Genomic DNA, 21,604 nt, shown 5'->3' with positions numbered 1-21,604 from the left:
TATGGCCTCACGGTGGCGGACCAAGTCCGTCGAACAGTCGATAGCTGACACCGACGAGCCGTCGACGCGATTACGCAAAGACCTGACCTGGTGGGATCTGACCGTGTTCGGCGTGTCGGTGGTGATCGGGGCGGGCATCTTCACCATCACGGCGTCGACGGCGGGCAGCCTGACGGGTCCGGCCATTTCGATTTCATTCGTCATCGCCGCAATCGCATGTGGATTGGCTGCATTGTGTTATGCCGAGTTCGCATCGACCCTTCCGGTCGCAGGCAGCGCGTACACGTTTTCCTATGCCACCTTTGGTGAATTCATCGCCTGGATCATCGGTTGGGACCTCATCCTGGAATTCGCGGTGGCCGCGGCGGTGGTAGCCAAAGGCTGGTCCAGTTACCTCGGGACGGTGTTCGGCTTCGGCGGCGGCACGCTGAGTATCGGCGGGTTCGAGGTGGACTGGGGGGCGCTGCTGATCGTCGCCGTGGTGACGCTGCTGCTGGCGCGGGGCACCAAACTGTCGGCGGAAGTGAGTCTGGTGATCACCGTCATCAAGGTGGCGGTGGTTTTGCTGGTGGTCGTGGTCGGTGCGTTCTACATCAAGCCGCAGAATTATTCGCCGTTCATCCCGCCGGCGGAAACCGGTACGGGCGGCAGCGGCGCCGATCAGTCGTTGTTCTCGTTGATCACCGGTGCCACCGGCAGCCACTTCGGCTGGTACGGCGTACTGGCGGGAGCGTCGATCGTGTTCTTCGCCTTCATCGGCTTCGACATCGTCGCGACCACGGCGGAGGAGACCAAGAACCCGCAGCGCGACGTGCCGCGGGGCATCCTCGGCTCGCTGGGCATCGTGACGGTGCTCTATGTCGCCGTGGCCGTCGTGCTCTCGGGCATGGTGTCCTACCGGGAGCTACGCAGCTCCGACGGCCATTCGGCGAACCTCGCGACGGCGTTCGCGGCCAATGGCGTGCACTGGGCGGCCAAGGTCATCTCGGTCGGTGCACTTGCCGGCCTGACCACGGTGGTGATCGTGCTGATGCTCGGGCAGACCCGGGTGCTGTTCGCGATGTCCCGCGACGGTCTCATGCCGCGCCGGTTGGCGAGGACCAGCCCGCAGGGCACGCCCGTGCGCATCACGGTGATCGTCGGCGTGCTGGTCGCCATCGCCGCGACGATCTTCCCGATGGGCAAGCTCGAGGAGATGGTGAACATCGGCACGCTGTTCGCCTTCGTGCTGGTCTCGGCCGGCGTCATCGTGCTGCGGCGGACCCGTCCGGACCTGCCTCGAGGTTTCCGGACGCCGTTGGTGCCGCTGCTGCCCATCGCCGCGATCGCGGCGTGCGGATGGCTGATGCTCAACCTGACCGGGCTGACCTGGATCCGGTTCCTGATCTGGATGGCCATCGGGCTCGTGGTGTACGCGCTGTACGGGCGTAGGCACTCGGTGCTGGGGCAGCGGGAGTCCGCCGCCGCGGGCTAGTCCGTCGCCGGGTGTCCGGCAGTCGACGAAAAGCGATACCGCGTTGCGGTGTCGCTTTTCGTTTGCGCGGCGACGGCCAGTTCACTTTACAAACAGATGCTCAATGTCTAGACAGACGACATATAGCCATCTATAGTCAAGTCATTGCGGTGATCGCTCTCACACAAGGAGGTATGACGTGGCGATAGACAGCTCAGCCCTCTCCGACGACACGGACGTCGCCGAGGTGCAATGGCGAGACAAGAAGCGGTACCTGTGGCTGATGGGGCTGATCGCCCCGACGGCACTGTTCGTGATGCTGCCCATCGTGTGGGCGGTCAACCAGGCGGGTTGGCACACGGCGGCACAGGTGCCGTTGTGGATCGGCCCGATCCTGCTCTACGTGCTGCTGCCGGTGCTGGACCTGCGCTTCGGCCCCGACGGGCAGAACCCGCCCGACGAGGTGATGGAGCGGCTGGAGAACGACAAGTACTACCGGTACTGCACCTACGTCTACATCCCGTTCCAGTACGCGAGCGTGATCCTGGGCGCGTACCTGTTCACCGCACCCGACCTGAGCTGGCTCGGTTTCGAAGGTGGCCTCGGCTGGCTGGGCAAGATCGGCGTGGCGTTGTCGGTGGGTGTGCTCGGAGGGGTGGGCATCAACACCGCACACGAGATGGGGCACAAGCGTGACTCGCTCGAGCGCTGGTTGTCGAAGATCACGCTGGCGCAGACCTTCTACGGCCACTTTTACATCGAGCACAACCGTGGTCATCATGTGCGGGTCGCCACCCCGGAGGATCCGGCGTCGGCCCGGTTCGGCGAGACGTTCTGGGAGTTCTTGCCGCGCAGCGTGTTCGGCAGCCTGCGGTCGTCGTGGGAACTGGAGGCCCAGCGGCTGCGCCGGCTCGACAAGTCGCCGTGGCACTGGTCCAACGACGTGCTCAACGCGTGGGCCATGTCGGTGGTGTTCTTCGGAATCCTGATCGCGGTGTTCGGTCCGGCGCTCATCCCGTTCGTCGTCATCCAGGCCATCTACGGGTTCAGCCTGCTGGAGTCGGTCAACTATCTGGAGCACTACGGTCTGCTGCGACAGAAGACGCCCAGCGGTCGCTATGAGCGCTGCGCTCCGGTGCACAGCTGGAACTCCGACCACATCGTTACCAACCTGTTCCTGTATCACCTGCAGCGGCACAGTGATCACCACGCCAACCCGACTCGGCGGTACCAGACCCTGCGCAGCATCGACGGTGCGCCGAACCTGCCCAGTGGCTACGCGACCCTGATCGGGCTGACCTATCTGCCGCCGCTGTGGCGCAGGTTGATGGATCACCGCGTGCTGGAGCACTACGACGGCGACATCACCAAGGTCAACGTGCATCCCCGGATGCGCGACAAGGTGATGGCCCGCTACGGCGTGGGGGCGGCACAGTGACCGCCTACGAATGCCCCGGATGCGGCTACGTCTACGACGAGGCCAAGGGCGCGCCGCGGGAAGGGTTCCCGGCTGGCACACCGTGGGACCAGGTACCTGACGACTGGTGCTGCCCGGACTGTGCCGTGCGGGAGAAAGTCGATTTCGAGGAAGCCGGCGCGAGCGAAGCGACGGGAAATAGCAGAGAGGTTTCGAAATGAGCGAGCCGTACAAGCTGTTCGTCTGCGTGCAGTGTGGATTCGAGTACGACGAGGAGAAGGGCTGGCCCGAGGACGGTATCGCCCCGGGGACCCGCTGGGACGACATCCCGGATGACTGGAGCTGCCCGGACTGTGGCGCCGCCAAGTCCGACTTCGAGATGATGGAGATCGCCCGACCGTGACCGCGGTGCGGATCAGCACGACGGGAAGTGCGGGAAGCCCGATTGCGACGCCGCGAGCGATTAGAGTCGCGCGTGTGAGTCGACCGAGTGACAAGCACCGCATCCCGTACGCCGAGGCGTCCAGGGTGCTGCTGCGCGACTCGATCCTCGACGGCATGCGCGAGCTGCTGCTGACCCGGGACTGGTCGGCCATCACTCTGTCGCACGTGGCCACCGCGGCCGGCATCAGCCGTCAGACCATCTACAACGAGTTCGGCTCACGGCAGGGACTGGCCGAGGGGTACGCGATGCGGCTCGCCGACAGGTTGGTGGATGCGGTGGACGAGGCCATCAACCACAACGTCGGCGAGGTGCACGCGGCGTTCCTGGAGGGCTTCCGGGCGTTCTTCGCCGAGTCGGCCGCGGATCCGCTGGTGATCTCGCTGCTCACCGGGGCGTCCAAACCCGACCTGCTGCAGATCATCACCACCGGCAGCGGCCCCATCATCAGCCGCTGCTCGGACCGGCTGACGGGGACGTTCCAGAACAGCTGGATGAAGGCCAGCGACCGGGACGCCGGGGTGCTGGCCCGCGCGATCGTGCGACTGGCGATGAGTTACGTGTCGATGCCGCCCGAGGCTGATCATGATGTGGCCGGTGACCTGGCCCGACTCATGACGCCATTCGCCGAGCGCTACGGTGTGATAGATACCGCTTAGCTGTCAGAGCGCCGCCGCAGTAAAAAGCGTATGAGCGCCTGTCCCGCGAGCCCGCAGGCTAGAGGTATCTGCATGTGGCGTCGCGCCGTGCGCGCACCCGTGTGCTGGCAAGCAATCACGACTGAAAGAGGGCTCTACATGACCGAGTTGAAGGCGGACAGTCTCAACGGGATCGATTTCAAGGTCGCTGACCTGTCGTTGGCTGACTTCGGCCGCAAGGAGATTCGCCTGGCCGAGCACGAGATGCCCGGCCTCATGGCGCTGCGCCGCGAGTACGCCGACGTGGCACCGCTCAAGGGGGCACGCATCTCGGGCTCGCTGCACATGACCGTGCAGACCGCGGTGCTGATCGAGACGCTCGTCGCGCTCGGCGCCGAAGTCCGGTGGGCGTCGTGCAACATCTTCTCCACCCAGGACCACGCCGCCGCGGCCGTCGTGGTCGGCCCGCACGGCACCGAAGAGGCGCCCAAGGGCGTGCCCGTCTTCGCGTGGAAGGGCGAGTCGCTCGAGGAGTACTGGTGGGCCGCCGAGCAGATGCTCACCTGGGAAGGCGAACCCGCCAACATGATTCTCGACGACGGCGGTGACGCCACCATGATGGTGCTGCGCGGCGCGCAGTACGAGAAGGCCGGTGTGGTGCCCCCCGCCGAGGACGACGATCCCGCGGAGTGGAAGGTCTTCCTTTCCGTGCTGCGCAAGACCTTCGAGACCGACAAGACCAAGTGGAGCAAGATCGCCGAGTCGGTCAAGGGGGTCACCGAAGAGACCACCACCGGTGTGCTGCGGCTGTACCAGTTCGAGGCTGCCGGCGAGCTGCCGTTCCCGGCGATCAACGTCAACGACTCGGTCACCAAGAGCAAGTTCGACAACAAGTACGGCACGCGGCACTCGCTGATCGACGGCATCAACCGCGGCACCGACGTGCTGATCGGTGGCAAGAAGGTGTTGATCTGCGGCTACGGCGACGTGGGTAAGGGTTGCGCGGAATCGCTTGCGGGCCAGGGTGCGCGGGTGTCGGTCACCGAGATCGACCCGATCAACGCGCTGCAGGCGCTGATGGACGGCTTCGACGTCGTCACGGTCGAGCAGGGCATCTCCCAGGCCGACATCGTCGTCACCGCGACCGGCAACAAGGACATCATCACCCTCGACCACATGAAGGCGATGAAGGACCAGGCCATCCTCGGCAACATCGGCCACTTCGACAACGAGATCGACATGGCCGCCCTGGAACGCTCGGATGCCAAGCGGCTCAACATCAAACCGCAGGTCGACCAGTGGACGTTCGACAACGGCAAGTCGATCATCATCCTTTCTGAGGGTCGTCTGCTGAACCTGGGCAACGCGACCGGCCACCCGTCATTCGTGATGAGCAACAGCTTCTCCAACCAGGTGATCGCTCAGATCGAGCTGTGGACCAAGAACGACGAGTACGACAACGCCGTGTACCGGTTGGCCAAGCATCTCGACGAAAAGGTGGCCCGCATCCACGTCGAGGCTCTCGGTGGCACGCTGACCAAGCTCACCAAGGAGCAGGCCGAGTACATCAACGTCGACGTCGAAGGCCCGTACAAGCCGGAGCACTACCGCTACTGAGCTAGCCGGAGTCGATACGAAATCGCCCAAACCCCTGCGGGTTTGGGCGGTTTTGTATGTGGTTTCCGGTGTTGGCGCGCGGTCTGACGGCGGGTCGGGCCGCATCCGATTGCGCAACCTCGGTTCGGCGGATAGAGTGACGCGCGGCACACTTCGAGGTTGAAGTGGGCTCACAACTCAAGACGCCGTTGAGGCGCGGCGGGAGAGTCCCACCACATCCAGTGGGTGGGCGCCGCAGGAGCAAATCCTCCCCGGGAATCTCTCAGGCAATCGATACCGCCGCGACTAGGCACCTCTGGAAAGCAGCCAACCCCTATGGGGTTTGGCTCACCGAAGGGGCAAGCGGACCGTTGCACGATTCAGTCGGCGGTTCGTGAAAACTCTCAGGTCCAATGGACAGAGTCGGGGAGGCGCCATAGTCCGCGCTCTCCATCGCGCCTGATCCCTGAGGATGTTGTGACCCAATCCAATGATCTGACTGTTCCAGTAGCGCAACCAACTCCGTCGTCCGGTGAGCCGCAGCTCTCGCGCCAGCTCTCCAACCGGCACATCCAGCTGATCGCCATCGGTGGCGCGATCGGCACCGGACTGTTCATGGGCTCGGGCAAGACGATCAGCCTGGCGGGCCCGTCGGTGATCTTCGTGTACATGATCATCGGCTTCATGCTCTTCTTCGTCATGCGGGCGATGGGCGAATTGTTGCTCTCCAACCTGCATTACAAGTCGTTCGCCGATTTCGCCGCAGACCTGCTGGGCCCGTGGGCCGGCTTCTTCACCGGCTGGACGTACTGGTTCTGCTGGATCGTCACCGGCGTCGCCGACGTCGTGGCGATCTCCGGCTACGTGCAGTACTGGTGGCGCGACCTGCCGCTGTGGATCCCGGCATTGGCCGCGGTGGTGCTGCTCATCGGGCTGAACCTGCCGACCGTGAAGGCGTTCGGGGAAACCGAGTTCTGGTTCGCCCTGATCAAGATCGTCGCGATCGGGGCGTTGATCGTCGTGGGTCTGGTGATGGTGCTCAACCACTTCCAGGCACCCGGTGGCGCGCACGCGAGCTTCGCCAACCTGTGGAACGACGGCGGCTTCTTCCCCACGGGCCCAATGGGATTCGTGGCCGGCTTCCAGATCGCCACGTTCGCGTTCGTCGGCATCGAACTGGTCGGCACCACCGCGGCCGAGGCCAAGAACCCCGAGAAAAACCTCCCCAAGGCCATCAACTCGATCCCGGTGCGCGTGATGCTGTTCTACGTCGCCGCCCTGGCCGTCATCATCTCGGTCACCCCGTGGCGCGAAATCAGCGCCGACCGCAGTCCCTTCGTCGCCATGTTCAGCCTCGCCGGACTCGGCATCGCCGCATCGGTGATCAACTTCGTGGTGCTCACCTCGGCGACCTCCTCGGCCAACTCCGGCATCTACTCCACCTCACGCATGGTCTACGGCCTGGCTCAGGAAGGTGATGCGCCAAGCCGATTCGGCAAACTCACCTCGCGACGGGTGCCTGCCAACGCCTTGTTCCTGTCCGGGGTGTTCCTGCTGTCGGGCGTGGTGATGGTGGCCGTCGGTGACTCGATCATCGAGGCGTTCACCATCGTCACCACCATCTCGTCGCTGTGCTTCATGTTCGTCTGGACGATCATCCTGGCCTCCTACCTGGTGTACCGCCGGCGGCGGCCGCACCTGCATGAGGCGTCGAAGTTCAAGATGCCCGGCGGCATCGCGATGTGCTACGTGGTGCTGGCCTTCTTCGTGTTCCTGGTCTGGGCGTTCACCCAGAAGCCCGACACGCTGCACGCGCTGCTGGTCACGCCGGTGTGGTTCATCGTGCTCGGCATCGCCTGGTCGGTGCTGCGGCGTCGGCCCACGCACGTCGCCCGCGAAGCCAAGTTCCGCGCCGAACTGAACGACACCGCGGCCGACTGACGGTGCCGCAGGCCGGCGGTGCCGAACGCGGGTACCGCCGGCCCCGCGCGTTCGTTACATCTGCACGCCAATCTGTTAACCTTGCCGACCATGCGTCGGCTGTGGGGGGCTTTGTGCGTGCTGCTGCTTTTCGGAAGTGTGGGTGCGACGCCGCAGGTGCACGCCGACCCCGACCCCACCCTGTGCAACCATGACCCGATCTTCAATGAGGATCAATACGCCGAGTTCTACACGCCGCCGGACCCGCTGCCCGTCGGTGCGCCCGGAGATCTGATTCGCACCGAGCCGTCCCGATTGGTGCTTGAACCGTCCGGGCAGCTCGGTGCCATCATGGCCACGGGAACGCGAATCATGTACCGCAGCAACGATGCTCGGGGTAATCCGATGGCGGTGACCGGCACCTACTTCGAGCCCGAGAACGACTGGCCCGGCAAGGGTCCGCGGCCGCTGATCGTCTACGGCCCCGGCACTCAGGGCCAGGGCGACCAGTGTGCGCCGTCGCGGCAGTTCAATCAGGGCATCCACTGGTCGCCGTGGCTGGACATCGCGTTCAACTACGAGGAGCTGTTCGTCGCGACCATGGTGGCCCGCGGTTTCGCCATCGTGATGACGGACTATCAGGGACTGGGAACGCCGGGCCTGCACACCTACGTCAACCGTGTCGCGGAGGGCAACGCCATGCTCGACGCGGGGCGTGCAGCTCTCAAGCTTCCCGGCACATCGCTGGATCCCCATGGATCCGTGGCATTTTGGGGCTACTCCCAGGGCGGCGGCGCAGCCGCGTCGGCTGCCGAGCTGGCCGCCTCGTACGCGCCGGACCTGCACGTGGTGGGCACCTACGCGGGCGCGCCACCGGCAGACCTCAAGGAACTGTTCCCCTACGCCGACGGTAGTGCCCTGGTCGGCGTGGTCGGGTACGCCATAAACGGGGTGCTGCAAGCGTATCCAGAAGCAGCGCAAGCGATTCACGACAAGCTCACGCCGCGCGGGGAGGACCTGCTCAACAAGGTGGCCGGTCAATGCATCGCGGAGACCATCACCAAGTTCATGTTCCGGCATCTGCAGCCGTACTTCACCGAAGACATCCACGAGCTGGTCGACGAGGAACCGTTCAGCGGTCTGTTCGACCTGCAGAAGATCGGCCGCTACCGGCCCGACGCGCCGGTGCTGATCAACAGCAACCGCTACGACCCGCTGGTGCCGTGGACGGCGGCCAACCAACTGGGCCGCGACTGGTGTGACAAGGGCGCCGACGTGGAATTCCGCACCAACGAGGAACCTCCGTTTCTCAACAAGCTGGTGATCAACCACGCGCTGCCCATGCTGGTCGACGGCGAGGCGGCCATGCAGTGGATCGCCGACCGGTTCAACGGAATACCGACGACGCCCAACTGCGGGCAGTTCTGATCCGACACGGCAGCGATACGCTCGCTGGGTGCCCCACGCGATCCGCGCCGTCATCGCCATCCTGGTCAGCACCGTCCTGGTCGTGACCGGCTGCACGAGCGGGCACGGCACGGACACGCGGCGCCCGTTCCCGGCGGCGGCCGGACGAGGACCGTGCGAAGTGACGACCGAGCACGACGTACCGGCCACCATGCGGGACGGCACCATATTGCGCGCCGATGTCTACCGGCCCAAGACCCCCGACGCGGTACCGGTGATCCTGATGCGGACCCAGTACGGCAAGTCCGCCGCGCAGACGGACGTGGACCGCTTCGAGCCGCCCGATTGGTTCGCGTCGCACTGCTATCTGGTTGTGGTGCAGGACATTCGAGGGCAGGGTAACTCGGGTGGCGTGTTCAGCGAGTTCACCCATGACATGGCCGACGGCTACGATTCGGTGGAATGGGCGGCCGCTCTGCCGGGATCGAGCGGCAAGGTCGGTATGTACGGGTCGTCCTACGTCGGGGCCACGCAGTGGCTCGCGGCGGTGACCACGCCTCCGCACCTGACGACCATCGTCCCCGCGAACACCGCATCGGACTACTACGACGGATGGAACTACGAGGGCGGGGAGTTCCGGTTGGGGTTCGTGCTGCCGTGGGCGATCGAGGACATCGCCACCACCGCCGCGATCAACCGGGATGACAAGCAGGCCGTGGCGCAGCTGAAGGCCGCAGCCGCCGATCCGACGCGATGGCTGAATTTCCGTCCGTTCAAAGACCTTCCCCCGATGCAGCCCGCCAACCCCGTGGTCGCGCCGTGGTACTTCGACTGGATCCGGCACAGCACGCGCGACGACTTCTGGCGCCGGTTCAGCATCAGAGACCGTTACCCCGCAGTGAAGATCCCCGTGCTGCACGTCGAGGGCTGGTACGACGCGTTCCTGGCCGGTGGCATCGAGAACTTCACCGGGATGACGACCCACGGCGGCAGTGATCTGGCGCGGACCAACCAGCGGCTCGTCATCGGGCCGTGGGACCACGTCGGTTGGGGGAGAGCCGACTCGGTGGCCGCACCGATGCTCAAGGACATCGGCCCGGTGGCGAACAGCCCCATCAACGAACTCCAACTCGCCTGGTATGACCACTTTCTCAAGGGCCAGGACAACGGCGCGGCAGGGCCGCCCCGCGTCGACTACTTCCTGATGGGTGCCAACGTCTGGAAGACCGCACCGAATTGGCCTCTGCCGCAAACACACTGGACCAACTGGTATCTCTCCGGCCCCGGCGGGTTGGCCGACCGGGAGGGGCAACTCACGGCCCAGCCGCCGGCCGCTCAACCGCCCGACACGTATCTCTACGATCCGGCCTTCCCGGCGCCCAGCCTCGGCGGGCACTCGTGCTGCGGGGCGTCGAAGAGCCAGCAGGGGCCCTACGACCAGACTCCCGTCGAGCAACGCTCCGACGTGCTGGTGTACAGCTCGGGGCCGCTGAGCAAGGACACCGAGGTCACCGGCCCGGTCACAGTGACGCTGTGGGCCCAGTCCACCGCGGTCGACACCGACTTCACCGCGAAACTCCTCGTCGTCAAACCCGACGGGCAGGCAGTCAACCTCAACAACGGCATCCTGCGGACATCGTTCCGGGACTCGCTGTCCGATCCGACACCGACGACGCCGGGGCAGCCCTACCAGTACCGCATCCAGGTCTGGCCCACCAGCTACCTGTTCCGGGCGGGCGACCGCATCCGGTTGGAGGTCTCCAGCAGCGACTACCCGCAGTTTGCGCCGAATCCCAACACCGGGGCACCGTTCGGGCAGGACGCCAGGACCCAGCAGGCCACGCAGACCGTCCTGCATGACCCGGCCCATCCGTCCTCCATCACCCTGCCGGTCATCGGCTGAGCCCCGCGGGGAACGATCGGGCGCCGCTGCGCGACTATAGGAGGGTGAACTGCGAGGTGGCGCGCGAGGCGCTGTCGGCCCGGCTCGACGGTGAGCGCGAGCCCGTGCCGTCAGCGCGCGTCGACGAGCACCTGCGCGAGTGCGCCGACTGCCGCGCCTGGCGTGACGCCGTCACCGATCAGGCGCTCGACCTGCGCCGCCTCGCCGAGCGTCGGCCCACACTCACCGCGCTCGAACACTCCGCCGAGCGGCCCCGGCGAGCGGGGCTGGGCTGGCGGCGCGGGGCGCTGCTCGCGGTCGGCGTGGTGCAGATCCTGCTCGCGGCGGTTCAGGGACTCGGGCTGAGCGTCGGGCTGGCCCACGACCACGGCATGGGCGGCGGGCACCTGCTCAACGAGTCGACGGCGTGGTCGGTCGCGCTCGGCGCGGTGATGATCGGTGCGGCGCTGCGACCTGTCGCGGCCGCCGGCCTGGCAGGGGTGCTGAGCGTGTTCGCCGCGGTGCTGACGGTGTACGTCGCGGTCGACGCGACGATGGGCGCGGTCACGCCGGTGCGAATGCTCACGCATCTGCCCGTGCTGCTCGGCGCGGTCCTCGCGGTCTTGGTGTGGCGCGATGCGTCGGCGTCAGGGCCGGAACCCGGACGGCACGCGGCCGAACCGGATATCACCCTGCCGCACAATGCTTCCCGAGGTCGTCGGCGTGGTCATCTGTGGCCGACCGACGGTTCGGCCGCCTAGCCCTCGGGTTGAATTTCGAGTAGTGGACTACGCGGGACTCCGGCATGCCCGCAGGGCCAGACTGATCCGTGTCGACGGGTCCGGGCACAGGGACTCGGCTCAATCACCTGCTCGACAACGACGGCTCGGAGGGCGTCATGTCGAAAAAGTTTGTCATCACACCGGGTGGGCGGCGCGCCGCGGAGGTCGTGCATCAAGTCGCGCCGAACGAGGTGGTCCATGTCGCCGACGGCAGGATGCGCCATGTCACGCGGGCGGGGGAGCTACTCCGCGATGTCGGGCCGGTGCCGCCGCATGAGCAGGGTGTTCCGCTGATGCCTGCGAACGTCATTCAACCGCCCGGGCAGCTACCCGACTTCGGAACCGGCTGGATCACTTTCGCCAACTTTCAGAGCGGTAAACCGCTGGAGTCGTTCGTCACGTCGTGGGTGGTGCCCGGCGCGCCACAGACGCAGAACGGGCAGCTGCTGTACCTGTTCAACGGCCTGCAGAACAGTTCGATGATCTTGCAGCCCGTCCTGCAGTGGGGGGACAACGGCATCTTCGGCGGCGACCACTGGTGCGTCGCGAGTTGGTACGCCGACGGTCAAGGTGGTGCGGCGTCCTACACCTCGCCGGTGACGGTGAACGTCGGTGACACGTTGGTCGGCCGGATGACGCGGGTCACCGGAACCGGCGGCCTACCGCTGGGTGCATTGTGGACGTGCGAGTTCGTCGGGATCGCCGGCAGCAAGTTGACCATCCTGACCACCGACGAGCTGCTGGATTGTGTGCAGACGCTCGAGTGCTACTCGATCACCCGGGCCTCGGACTACCCGAGCTCGACCGACACCCGGATGCGGGCCATCGCCATCACCGACAGCGACGGCTCCGCGGCCCCGCTGAGCTGGAGCCCCGTCGACAAGATCACCGACTGCGGCCAGCACACCGTCATCGTCGACAATTCCCCGGCCCACGGGGAGGTGCAGCTGTGGTACCGCGACGACATCCTGCCCGGACCGGCTGTGGCACAAGGGCGTTGGAAGACGATCCTGCTTACGCACCAACTGATCCCGATGCATGACGGCAAGGTGCTGGACTGGGTGCCCGGCGACGGGACGTGGCGGCTGTGGCATTACGACGCGACGAGCACGCATGACGTGTTGCCGGGTAACCCGGTGGCGAGCGGGCAGTGGCAGACGATCCGGTCGGGCCACGAGTTGATCCCGATGCATGACGGCAAGGTGCTGGACTGGAAGCCCGCCGACGGGACGTGGCGACTGTGGCATTACGACGCGACGAGCACGCATGACGTGTTGCCGGGTAGCGCGGTGGCCAGTGGGCAGTGGCAGACGATTCGTTCTGGTCACGAGTTGATCCCGATGCACGACGGCAAGGTGCTGGACTGGAAGCCCGCCGACGGCACCTGGCGCCTGTGGAACTACGACGCCACCCACGTGCACGACGTGCTGCCCGGCAATCCGGTGGCCAGCGGCACCTGGAAGACGATCGGCTCAGGGCACACCCTGGTGCCGATGCACGACGGCAAGGTGCTGGACTGGGTGCCCGGAGATGGCACATGGCGGTTGTGGAACTACGACGCCGCCAGCGTGCATGACGTGCTGCCCGGTTCGCCGGTGGACATCGGCAATTGGTTCAGTATCCACGCGCCCCAACAACTCATCGTCATGCACGACGGTAAGGTGCTCGACTGGGATCCGGTCACCGGCGACTGGCGCCTGTGGCGTTATCAGCCCTGACTAGAGCATGACGCCGAACATCACCGCCATCCCCGCGGCCATCATGGCCTGGCACGCGGTACCCATCTGGCGGTGAGCCGGATCAGCTTGGCGTGCAGCGAAATAGCGGTACAGCCACCACACGGCGGCGGCCGCGAACACCACGGTGCACAACCAGTCCACGGCGTCGATCCAGCCCGGGTAGCCCGGGCCCGACGACGCTGCGGCGGCGCCCGGCATGTCCATGCCGGGCATGTCCATCGCCATCGCCAAGGCCTGGGTGTCGTGATGCCCTGACATCGTCCGGCCCGGCAGCAGCCCACCGTTCATCACGGCGTACATCCACGCCATCGCCAGCATCATGAACGCGTGATACCCGGCGACGGCGCGGTGCGCAGTCGCCGCGACGGCGATGGCCACGAACCACACTGTGGCCGCGGCGAAGAAGACCATCGGGCCGGTGGTGGGCAGCGCCGCGCCCCGCGGCCAAGCCATCACCGCCATGGCCACCGCCATGACGAAGTGCAGCAGATGACCCACCACATGTGTCCAGGCCCGCTGGCCCGACACGATGGCGTACCCGCATTCCAGTGCGCTGATGACGAACAACGCCGTGACGATCCAGCGCAGAAACAGATCGCCGATCACTGCCGCACCCTCCGGGCCTGCCGCCAACCCAGCGCGGCGTCGACCGCGACGAACGCCACGAGGGACACCCCGAACAGCGGCGCGAAGTACCCAAAACCGGCCAGCGCGAGGGTGAGCAGCACGGCCTCGTAAGGCCGCAGCCCCGCCAGCACGCCGCGGCGCGGACCGGCGGGCAGGGCCAAACCTGTTGCCCGAGTGGGTCTGCGGCGCCACCACATCCGATATCCGAGCAGGATGATCACGATCAACGCGATGGCCACCGCGGCCAGCAGCACCTGATTGACGACGCCGAACAGGATCCCCATGTGGGCCCCGACGATCCAGTCGGCGAGCTTGGCCATGAACGGCCAGTCGGCGAAGTCGACGCGGGCAGTCACCGCGCCGGTCTGCGGGTCGACCGCGACGGCGTCGTAGCGCGTCGGCCAGTCCCGCTTGTTCTCGGCGACCTGCCAGCCCTGGGTCACCGACGCCGGCGGATACATCCAGATCGGATTGCTCAGCGCGGCATCGTGCGCCGCGCGCAACGCCGTGTCGGCGCCGCGCAACGCCTGCGCTTCATCTAATCCTTTTGTAGCCGTTGGAGTTCCGTGATGCCCGACGACTGCGCCCGGTGTGCCGCCGGGCAGCGTGGTGTCCACCGATGGCGTCGACCAGGTCAGGTGCGAGCGGATCTCGCTGACGTTCGCGCCGGCGAAACGCGACCAGGTCATGCCCGACACCGACAACAGTGCCAGGGCCGCGATGACCCAGACACCCAGCGCGCCATGCCAAGACAACAATCGGCGGCGGCCGGTCACGCCGGTGCCGGGGACGGCGATCCGGCGGAGTTTCCCGGTGCCGAGCCGATGTCCGATCCACAGGAGCAGACCGGCACCGGCGATCACCCACAGCCAGCTGGCCGCGAGCTCGCTGTAGTTGCGCCCGACCGCCCCGAGATGAAGGTTGCGGTGCAACTCGTCGAACCACGCCCGCAGCGGCAGCCACTGCCCATATGTGGTGAGCGCGCCGCGAATCTCGCCCGTGTAGGGATCGACGAACACGGTGCGGGCGTAGTCGGGCGGCACGTCGGCGACGTTGAGCGTCACCCACGTGGTCTCGTCGGCCGCAGCCGGCGGCCGGATGCTGGCCACCGTGCCTTCGGGGTGTGCCCGACGCGCTGCAGCGATCTGGTCGGACAACGGGAGCCGGTGATCGCCGACGTGCTCGACGGTGAGTTCGTGCCGGTTGACGAACGTGTCGATCTGCGGGATCAGCGCGTACAGCAGGCCGGTGACCGCCGCGATCAGGATGAAGGGGGCGACGAACAGCCCAGCGTAGAAATGCAGGCGCATCAGGACCGGGCGGAATCTGGCCCATGCCGAGGCGGGCACCGGCTTCGAGTTCGGCGCAGCGGGCCCGTCGGCGTCGACGGGATCTTCCAACGGAGTGTGGCTCACGTGTGCATTGGTCGGCCGGAGCCTGCGGATAGTTCCCGCGGCCGTCAATCTCTACGACGGGCGGTCGTAGACTCGTCGGTGAGTACCTGTCTCCGACGGAGGGCGTCACCCCGGTGCAATCAAGCCAGAAGCGCCCGCGGGCGAAGAGCGCCGCGGCGGCGATCGTGGCCGCGCTGGTCGGCCTCGTCGCCTACGGCCTGACCGGGCGCGCAGGCGTCTACGCAGCCACCGGCGACTCCTATCCCGGGGCGCTGACCGCGGTGGCGCTGCCGGTGGGACAGTTCATCGCCACCTTGGGCGGCGCCGCGTGCCTGGGCGGCCTGCTGTACGTCGTCACCACCGCCCGGCCCGACACCGCCGGCGTGATCGATGAACGAGCGTTCCGGGTGCACGTGCTCGTCGAGCGGGCCGCGGTGATCTGGGCGGTGACGGCGCTGCTCATGATCGCGGTGTCGGCCGCCAGCGCCGCCGGTGCCGACGTCGTACGACTGATGTTGAGCGGCACCGTGATTCCCGCAGTCGCTGCCTCGGAGACCTCAAGGGCGTGGATCGTGGTGGCCGCCGCGGCAGCTCTTGTGGCGATCGCCGCACGATTGTCGGTCAGATGGATCACTCATGTGGTGCTGCTGGTGCCCGCCGTCGTGGCCGTGGTGGCTGTGGCGGTCAGCGGCAACGCGGGCCAGGGACCCGACCACGACTACGCGACGAGCACCGCGATCGTCTTTGTCGTCGCGCTCGCTGCGCTGGCAGGCCTCAAGCTGGCGGCGGTCGTCGGACCACCCATCCCCGAGGTGGCGCGCCGGGTGCTGCTGCTCGAAACGCTCAGCGGCGCCGTCGCACTCGGTTACGGCACCATCCTGCTGGCCCTGCTTGCCGGATCGGCTCTACCGGCCGACACCGGTTACGGGCGGGCCGGTCTGGGCGCCGGTGTGCTCCTGCTCGCCGTATGGCTCGGTGACGTGGTTGCCGTGTGGCGTCGTGACCTGATGCGCGCGAAGAGCGTGATCGACCCGGTCGCCCTGATCGGCGTGATGGCCCTGGTCGCCGCGATGGCCACGCAACCTGCCCCGCGCCTGCTGGCGCACCGGTTCACCGCCTGGGACGTGTTTCTCGGGTACGAACTGCCCGAGCCGCCGAGCGTGCTGACGCTGCTGACCACATGGCGGTTCGACACGTTCATCGGCGTCGGTGCCGTCGTCCTGGCCGGCCTGTACCTCGCCGGCTACCTGCGGCTGCGCCGGCGCGGCGACGGTTGGGCGGCCGGACGGCTCGTGGCGTGGCTGGCCGGATGCGCCCTGCTGGTCTTCACCACCGGGTCGGGGGTGCGGGCGTACGGGTCGGCGATGTTCAGCGTGCACATGGCCGAACACATGATCTTGAACATGTTCATCCCCGTGCTGCTCGTCCTCGGCGGCCCGGTGACCCTGGCGCTGCGTGCGCTACCCGCCGCCGGTGACAGTCGGCCACCTGGGCCCCGCGAATGGCTGCTGTGGCTGGTGCACTCGAAAGTCACGGCTTTGCTGGCGAATCCGATTGTCGCGTTCGTCCTGTTCGTCGCGTCGCTGTACATCGTGTACTTCACGCCGATCTTCAACACCCTGGCCCGGTATCACTGGGGCCACGAGCTGATGAGCCTGCACTTCCTGCTCGTCGGCTATCTCTTCTACTGGGGCATCATCGGCATCGACCCGGGACCGCGGAAGCTGCCGTTCCTTGGCCGGCTCGGGCTGCTGTTCGCGGTCATGCCGTTTCACGCCTTCTTCGGCATCGCGACCATGACCATGACCTCGGTGATGGGCGGGCCGTTCTACCGCAACGTGGGCCTGCCGTGGCTCGGCAGCATCGAGGACGACCAGCATCTGGGCGGTGCAATCGCCTGGGGCTCAAGTGAACTGCCCGTCATCATCGTGGTCGTCGCCTTGGTGGCGCAGTGGGCCCGTCAAGACCGCCGCGCCGCGTCACGCTCGGATCGCCACGCCGACTCCTCGTATGCCGACGACGAATTGGACGCCTACAACGCGATGCTGCGTGAGCTGTCCCGCGACCGACGTTGACATCTAGCGCCCGGGAACCACAGGCGACTTCGGTGCGACCAGATATGCGGACGACGAAATCGGCTGAGGGTGAAGGAGGATCAGCAGTGGCGGGCGACGCATTCATGGACACTCTGCGGACGATCGAAGGCCGTGTGCTCGATGAGGTGTGGATGGGGCGGTGGCGGTTTGCCGCCGGTGTCCTGGCCGTGCTGGTGCTTGTGGTCGGCGCGGTGACGTGGTGGTTCCTCGCGGATACCGGTGCGGCGCACAGCGTTCCGATGGTTGGCCTGGTGATGTTCGCGCTCGCCGCGGTCGCCTCGGCAGCTGCCTTGCTTCGGCGCCGCTACCGCTGGTGCTGTGCCGCGGCGTATTTCAGCGGACTGGCCACCGTCGTCGGCGTCGGCGCACTGTGGTGGCTGCGCACCGGACACCACGCCACCGGGTTGGCCTGGCTGGTGGCTGCGGATCTGGCCGTCATGGCATTGGCGGGCCACTGGTTGACGCTCGTGTTCACACCCATCGAACGATCCCAGCCGGACATGCGGACTGGTGGTCGATGAGGGGCCCAGCCTTGTCGCGAGTGTGCATCCTCTGCGATTGCGCGGCCGATTTTTCGCAGAGGATGCACACTCGCGGTAGCTATCGACCGAAGTTGCGCAACCGCAAGCTGTTCGACACCACGAAGAACGACGAGAACGCCATCGCCGCACCGGCGATCAGCGGGTTGAGCAGCCCGGCCGCGGCGATGGGGATGGCCGCCACGTTGTAGCCGAACGCCCACACCATGTTGACCCTGATGGTGCGCATGGTGGACGCGGCCAGATCCAGCGCGAGCGGGACGACGTCGAGATTGTCGCGGACCAGGATGATGTCGGCCGCGCCGATCGCCACGTCGGTGCCGCGTCCGATGGCCATGCCGAGATCGGCGCAGGCCAGTGCGGGCCCGTCGTTGATGCCGTCGCCCACCATCGCCACGACACGGCCGCGGTCGCGCAGCTGCTCGATGACGTCGACCTTGCCCTCGGGCAGCACATCGGCGATCACCTCGTCGATGCCGACACGGTCGGCGACCGCGGCGGCCGACGCGGGGTTGTCCCCGGTGAGCAACACCGTGCGCAGGCCTCGTCGGTGCAGCGCGGCGACGGCATCGGCAGCCGAGTCCTTCACGGCGTCGGACACCGCGATGACCCCGCACGCCTCACCGTCGACCTCGACGTACACGACGGTGTCACCGCGTGATTCGGCGCTTCGGCGGCCCGCGGTCAAGGTCGGCGAATCGCAGTGCGGGGCGATCCAGGACGGTTTGCCGACCCGCACGGCCCGGCCGGTCACGGTTCCGCTGACTCCGCGGCCCGCTACCGCGCGGAAGTCCTGCGCGGGTTCGCCGCGGCCGCCTGCCGTGGCGATGGCAAGGCCCACGGCGTGTTCGGATGCCGACTCCACGGCCGCGGCCAGCGCGAGCACGTCCTCCGGCCGCCACCCTGACACCGCGACAACGGTGTTGACGCTGAGCCGTCCGGTCGTGAGGGTGCCGGTCTTGTCGAAGACGACGGTGTCCACCGCCCGGGTCGCCTCCAGCGACTGGTGGCCCTTGAGGAAGATGCCGAGTTGGGCGCCGCGACCGGACGCCACCATCATGGCCGTCGGCGTCGCCAGACCCAGCGCGCACGGGCAGGCGATGACCAGCACCGCCAGGGCCGCCGAGAACGCACGGTCGGGCCCGCCGCCGGCGAGCAGCCACGCCGTGGCGGTCAGCGCCGCCAGCACGAACACCGCGGGCACGAACACCGACGCAACGCGGTCGGCGAGGCGCTGTGCATTGGCCTTCTGCGTCTGGGCATCCTCGACGAGCCGGACCATCCCGGCGAAGCGGGTGTCGGCGCCCACCGCGGCGGCCTCGACGATCAGCCGGCCGTCGAGTACCACGGTGCCGCCGATGACACTCGAGCCGGCGTCGGCGCGCACTGGCCGGGCCTCACCCGTCATCGCACTCATGTCGACCGCCGCAGTGCCCTCGATCACCAGTCCGTCGGCGGCGATGGTCTGCCCCGGGCGCACCACGAACCGCTGTTGTTCCTTGAGCTCGTCGGACGGGAGCGACATTTCCGAACCGTCGGCGAGCAGCACGGTGACATCCTTGGCCGACAACGCGGCCAGCGCGCGCAACGCCCCGCCCGCCTTCGACTTGGCCCGTGCCTCGAAATACCGACCGGCCAATACGAACACCGTCACCCCGGCGGCGACCTCGAAGTAGATGGCGTCACTGCCCAGCAGCGCCTGCCAGATGCCTCGGCGGTCGGTGCTGTGGTGGGTGCCGAACAAGGTGTAGAGCGACCAGATGGTGGCCGCGGTGATGCCGACCGAGATGAGTGTCTCCATCGAGGCGCTGCGGTGCCGTGCGTTGCGCAGCGCGACGCGGTGGAACGGCCACGCCGCCCACGTCACCACGGGCAGTGCCAGGGCGGTGAGCACCCACGTCCAGCCGGCGAAACGCGTGCTGGGTACCACGGCGAACATCACCGACAGGTCGGCCAGCGGCACGAACAACACGGCCGCGACGGCCAACCGGATCAGCAGGCTGTGCGCGTGGTCGGCGTCGGGATCCCCGCCCTCGTCGACACCGGCCTTGCGGGGTTCGGCGTCATATCCCGTCCGCTGCACGGCCTCGCACAGCTCCTGCGAGCCGATCTGCTCATCGGCGTCGATGGTCGCGACCCTGGTGGCGAAATTCACCGAGGCCCGCACCCCGGGCAGCTTGTTCAGCGCCTTTTCCACGCGGTTGGCGCATGCGGCGCAGGACATCCCGCTGACGTCCAGTTGGATCCGCTGCGTGCCGACCGTGTCGTCGCATACCGGTGCCGAGATCGACATCCTGTCCGTTACCTCCTCCGAGACCTGGGCCGCCGGACTCTGCCCATGCGCCTACTGGTCGGTGCAACGCGGCGAAAAGTTCCCGGGCGCGATGGCCTAGGGTGACTAGCCGTGGCGACAGGTGACGACGACCAAATTACTCACCTCGCCAAATCCGCGGGCCGCGGCGACCAGGCCGCGCTTGCCCAGTTCATCGAGGCCACCCACCGGGATGTCTGGCGTACGGTGGCCTACCTGGCGGATCCCGGCAGCGCCGACGATCTGACCCAGGAGACGTTCTTGCGGGCCATGCGCTCGCTGCCGCGATTCAGCGGCCGGTCCAGCGCCCGCACGTGGCTGCTGTCGATCGCCCGGCGGGTGGTGGTGGACCAGATTCGGTACAACACCAGCCGGCCGCGCACCGTGCACGTGATCGATCTCGACGACGTCACCGGGGCCGGCGGACGTGGTGCGCGTATCGAGAACATGGTCGAGATCCGGATACTGTTGGCGGACCTGGACGCCGACCGCCGCGAAGCGCTGATCCTCACCCAGGTGATCGGGATGTCCTACGCAGAGGCCGCCGAGGTGTGTGGCTGCCCGGTCGGCACGATCCGGTCGCGGGTGGCGCGCGCACGCGACGATCTGATGCGTGCCGCGAACGCCGACGACCGCGCCGGATAGTTAGGCTCGCGGACGTGCTGATCGCGATCGAGGGCGTCGACGGCGCCGGCAAACGCACTCTGACCAACGGGCTGCGGGCGGCGTTCGAGTCCGCGCACAAGTCCGTCGGCACCCTGGCGTTCCCGCGCTATCACCATTCGGTGCCCGCCGACCTGGCCGCCGAGGCGCTGCACGGCGCGCACGGCGACCTCGCCGAGTCGGTGCATGCCATGGCGGTGCTGTTCGCGTTGGACCGCGCCGGCGCCCGCGAGGAGATCGAGCATCTGTGCGCGGCCTACGACGTCGTCATCCTCGACCGATACGTGGCCTCCAACGCCGCCTACAGCGCGGCGCGGCTGCACCAGGGCGCCGCCGGGGAGGTGGTGTCCTGGGTGCGTGAGCTGGAGTACGACCGGCTGAAGCTGCCGAAGCCGGACTGGCAGGTGTTGCTCGATGTGCCCACCGAGCTGGCCGCCGAGCGTGCCGAACATCGGGCCAACACCGAGGCCGACCGGGCCAAGGACACCTACGAGCGCGACGCCGGGCTGCAGCGCCGAACCGGTGAGGTGTACACGGCACTGGCCGCCGCCGACTGGTGCGGGCGGTGGGCGCTCGCAGGTCCCGACGTGGACCCGGCGGCGCTGGCTGCACAGTTCGGCTGAGCCTGCCGCTGGTCAAGCACGACGCGCGAGTGTGAATCTGCTGCGAAAAATCGGCCGAACTATCGCAGCCGACGC

18 protein-coding genes and 1 riboswitch are annotated in these 21,604 nt (G+C 67.3%); of the genes, 15 read left to right on the top strand and 3 right to left on the bottom strand.

Annotation, left to right across the window (positions count from 1 at the left end; all coding sequences use genetic code 11):
• The first annotated feature begins 1 nt into the window (after position 1).
• From BST13_RS27865 to BST13_RS27815, 11 genes are all read left to right on the top strand, one after another.
• Complete coding sequence (locus BST13_RS27865) at positions 2–1,474, top strand: amino acid permease (RefSeq protein WP_083167912.1); 1,473 nt, start codon at positions 2–4, stop codon at positions 1,472–1,474.
• A gap of 262 nt (positions 1,475–1,736) precedes the next feature.
• Positions 1,737–2,891, top strand: coding sequence for an alkane 1-monooxygenase (locus BST13_RS27860; RefSeq protein WP_245839835.1), 1,155 nt, complete (start codon positions 1,737–1,739; stop codon positions 2,889–2,891).
• Positions 2,888–3,091, top strand: coding sequence for a rubredoxin (locus BST13_RS27855; RefSeq protein ID WP_083167909.1), 204 nt, complete (start codon positions 2,888–2,890; stop codon positions 3,089–3,091). The genes BST13_RS27860 and BST13_RS27855 overlap by 4 nt, the downstream gene beginning before the upstream one ends.
• Positions 3,088–3,273: a rubredoxin gene (locus BST13_RS27850; RefSeq protein WP_064949723.1), complete on the top strand. Its 186-nt coding sequence runs from the start codon at positions 3,088–3,090 to the stop codon at positions 3,271–3,273. The genes BST13_RS27855 and BST13_RS27850 overlap by 4 nt, the downstream gene beginning before the upstream one ends.
• 155 nt (positions 3,274–3,428) lie before the next feature.
• On the top strand, positions 3,429–3,971 hold the full coding sequence (locus BST13_RS27845; RefSeq protein ID WP_245839834.1) for a TetR family transcriptional regulator: 543 nt from the start codon (positions 3,429–3,431) through the stop codon (positions 3,969–3,971).
• A 138-nt stretch (positions 3,972–4,109) separates the two neighbouring features.
• Complete coding sequence (ahcY, locus tag BST13_RS27840; RefSeq protein WP_083167904.1) at positions 4,110–5,567, top strand: adenosylhomocysteinase; 1,458 nt, start codon at positions 4,110–4,112, stop codon at positions 5,565–5,567.
• Between the two features lie 189 nt (positions 5,568–5,756).
• Positions 5,757–5,856: riboswitch (glycine riboswitch) on the top strand.
• Positions 5,857–6,041: 185 nt separating this feature from the next.
• Positions 6,042–7,487: a D-serine/D-alanine/glycine transporter gene (gene cycA, locus BST13_RS27835; RefSeq protein WP_083167950.1), complete on the top strand. Its 1,446-nt coding sequence runs from the start codon at positions 6,042–6,044 to the stop codon at positions 7,485–7,487.
• 90 nt (positions 7,488–7,577) lie between these two features.
• Positions 7,578–8,894: a lipase family protein gene (locus BST13_RS27830; RefSeq protein WP_083167948.1), complete on the top strand. Its 1,317-nt coding sequence runs from the start codon at positions 7,578–7,580 to the stop codon at positions 8,892–8,894.
• 28 nt (positions 8,895–8,922) lie between these two features.
• The gene (locus tag BST13_RS27825) at positions 8,923–10,776 is read left to right on the top strand and encodes a CocE/NonD family hydrolase (protein WP_083167902.1); all 1,854 of its coding nucleotides are present in this window, start codon (positions 8,923–8,925) and stop codon (positions 10,774–10,776) included.
• A 44-nt stretch (positions 10,777–10,820) separates the two neighbouring features.
• The gene (locus BST13_RS27820; RefSeq protein WP_083167899.1) at positions 10,821–11,516 is read left to right on the top strand and encodes a zf-HC2 domain-containing protein; all 696 of its coding nucleotides are present in this window, start codon (positions 10,821–10,823) and stop codon (positions 11,514–11,516) included.
• 137 nt (positions 11,517–11,653) lie between these two features.
• Positions 11,654–13,255: a hypothetical protein gene (locus BST13_RS27815; protein WP_142282856.1), complete on the top strand. Its 1,602-nt coding sequence runs from the start codon at positions 11,654–11,656 to the stop codon at positions 13,253–13,255.
• Here the strand turns inward: BST13_RS27815 and BST13_RS27810 are convergent, their stop codons facing one another.
• Complete coding sequence (locus tag BST13_RS27810) at positions 13,256–13,882, bottom strand: DUF5134 domain-containing protein (RefSeq protein WP_083167943.1); 627 nt, start codon at positions 13,880–13,882, stop codon at positions 13,256–13,258.
• A complete protein-coding gene (locus tag BST13_RS27805; protein WP_245839831.1) occupies positions 13,879–15,318 on the bottom strand; it encodes a PepSY-associated TM helix domain-containing protein in 1,440 nt (479 codons plus the stop codon). Before BST13_RS27805 ends, BST13_RS27810 begins: the two co-directional genes overlap by 4 nt.
• Before the next feature lie 113 nt (positions 15,319–15,431).
• Here BST13_RS27805 and BST13_RS27800 point away from each other — a divergent pair, with 113 nt between their 5' ends.
• Together BST13_RS27800 and BST13_RS27795 are read left to right on the top strand one after the other, a co-directional pair.
• On the top strand, positions 15,432–17,372 hold the full coding sequence (locus tag BST13_RS27800) for a cytochrome c oxidase assembly protein (RefSeq protein ID WP_083167893.1): 1,941 nt from the start codon (positions 15,432–15,434) through the stop codon (positions 17,370–17,372).
• An 86-nt stretch (positions 17,373–17,458) separates the two neighbouring features.
• Positions 17,459–17,914 carry a hypothetical protein gene (locus tag BST13_RS27795; RefSeq protein ID WP_095533731.1) on the top strand — a complete coding sequence of 152 codons (456 nt, stop codon included), beginning with the start codon at positions 17,459–17,461 and terminating at the stop codon, positions 17,912–17,914.
• A gap of 79 nt (positions 17,915–17,993) precedes the next feature.
• Here the strand turns inward: BST13_RS27795 and BST13_RS27790 are convergent, their stop codons facing one another.
• Positions 17,994–20,225 (bottom strand): heavy metal translocating P-type ATPase, encoded by a 2,232-nt coding sequence (locus BST13_RS27790; RefSeq protein ID WP_083167888.1) that lies wholly within the window; start codon positions 20,223–20,225, stop codon positions 17,994–17,996.
• A 111-nt stretch (positions 20,226–20,336) separates the two neighbouring features.
• Here BST13_RS27790 and sigC point away from each other — a divergent pair, with 111 nt between their 5' ends.
• The gene (sigC, locus tag BST13_RS27785; protein WP_083167886.1) at positions 20,337–20,888 is read left to right on the top strand and encodes an RNA polymerase sigma factor SigC; all 552 of its coding nucleotides are present in this window, start codon (positions 20,337–20,339) and stop codon (positions 20,886–20,888) included.
• A gap of 14 nt (positions 20,889–20,902) precedes the next feature.
• Positions 20,903–21,529 (top strand): dTMP kinase, encoded by a 627-nt coding sequence (locus BST13_RS27780; protein WP_083167883.1) that lies wholly within the window; start codon positions 20,903–20,905, stop codon positions 21,527–21,529.
• The last annotated feature ends 75 nt before the right edge of the window (positions 21,530–21,604 follow it).

The sequence above is a fragment of the Mycobacterium aquaticum genome, assembly GCF_002086485.1.
Lineage (GTDB): Bacteria > Actinomycetota > Actinomycetes > Mycobacteriales > Mycobacteriaceae > Mycobacterium > Mycobacterium aquaticum.
This window is presented reverse-complemented; position numbering and strand designations above follow the sequence as displayed.

Bases quoted from the DNA above. Each gene is read 5' to 3' on its own strand.
- BST13_RS27830 (WP_083167948.1), top strand. From the start codon at position 7,578: ATGCGTCGGCTGTGGGGGGCTTTGTGCGTGCTGCTGCTTTTCGGAAGT.
- BST13_RS27850 (WP_064949723.1), top strand. From the start codon at position 3,088: ATGAGCGAGCCGTACAAGCTGTTCGTCTGCGTGCAGTGTGGATTCGAG.
- BST13_RS27790 (WP_083167888.1), bottom strand. From the start codon at position 20,225: ATGTCGATCTCGGCACCGGTATGCGACGACACGGTCGGCACGCAGCGG.
- BST13_RS27860 (WP_245839835.1), top strand. From the start codon at position 1,737: ATGGGGCTGATCGCCCCGACGGCACTGTTCGTGATGCTGCCCATCGTG.
- BST13_RS27815 (WP_142282856.1), top strand. From the start codon at position 11,654: ATGTCGAAAAAGTTTGTCATCACACCGGGTGGGCGGCGCGCCGCGGAG.
- ahcY (WP_083167904.1), top strand. From the start codon at position 4,110: ATGACCGAGTTGAAGGCGGACAGTCTCAACGGGATCGATTTCAAGGTC.
- BST13_RS27865 (WP_083167912.1), top strand. From the start codon at position 2: ATGGCCTCACGGTGGCGGACCAAGTCCGTCGAACAGTCGATAGCTGAC.
- BST13_RS27845 (WP_245839834.1), top strand. From the start codon at position 3,429: ATGCGCGAGCTGCTGCTGACCCGGGACTGGTCGGCCATCACTCTGTCG.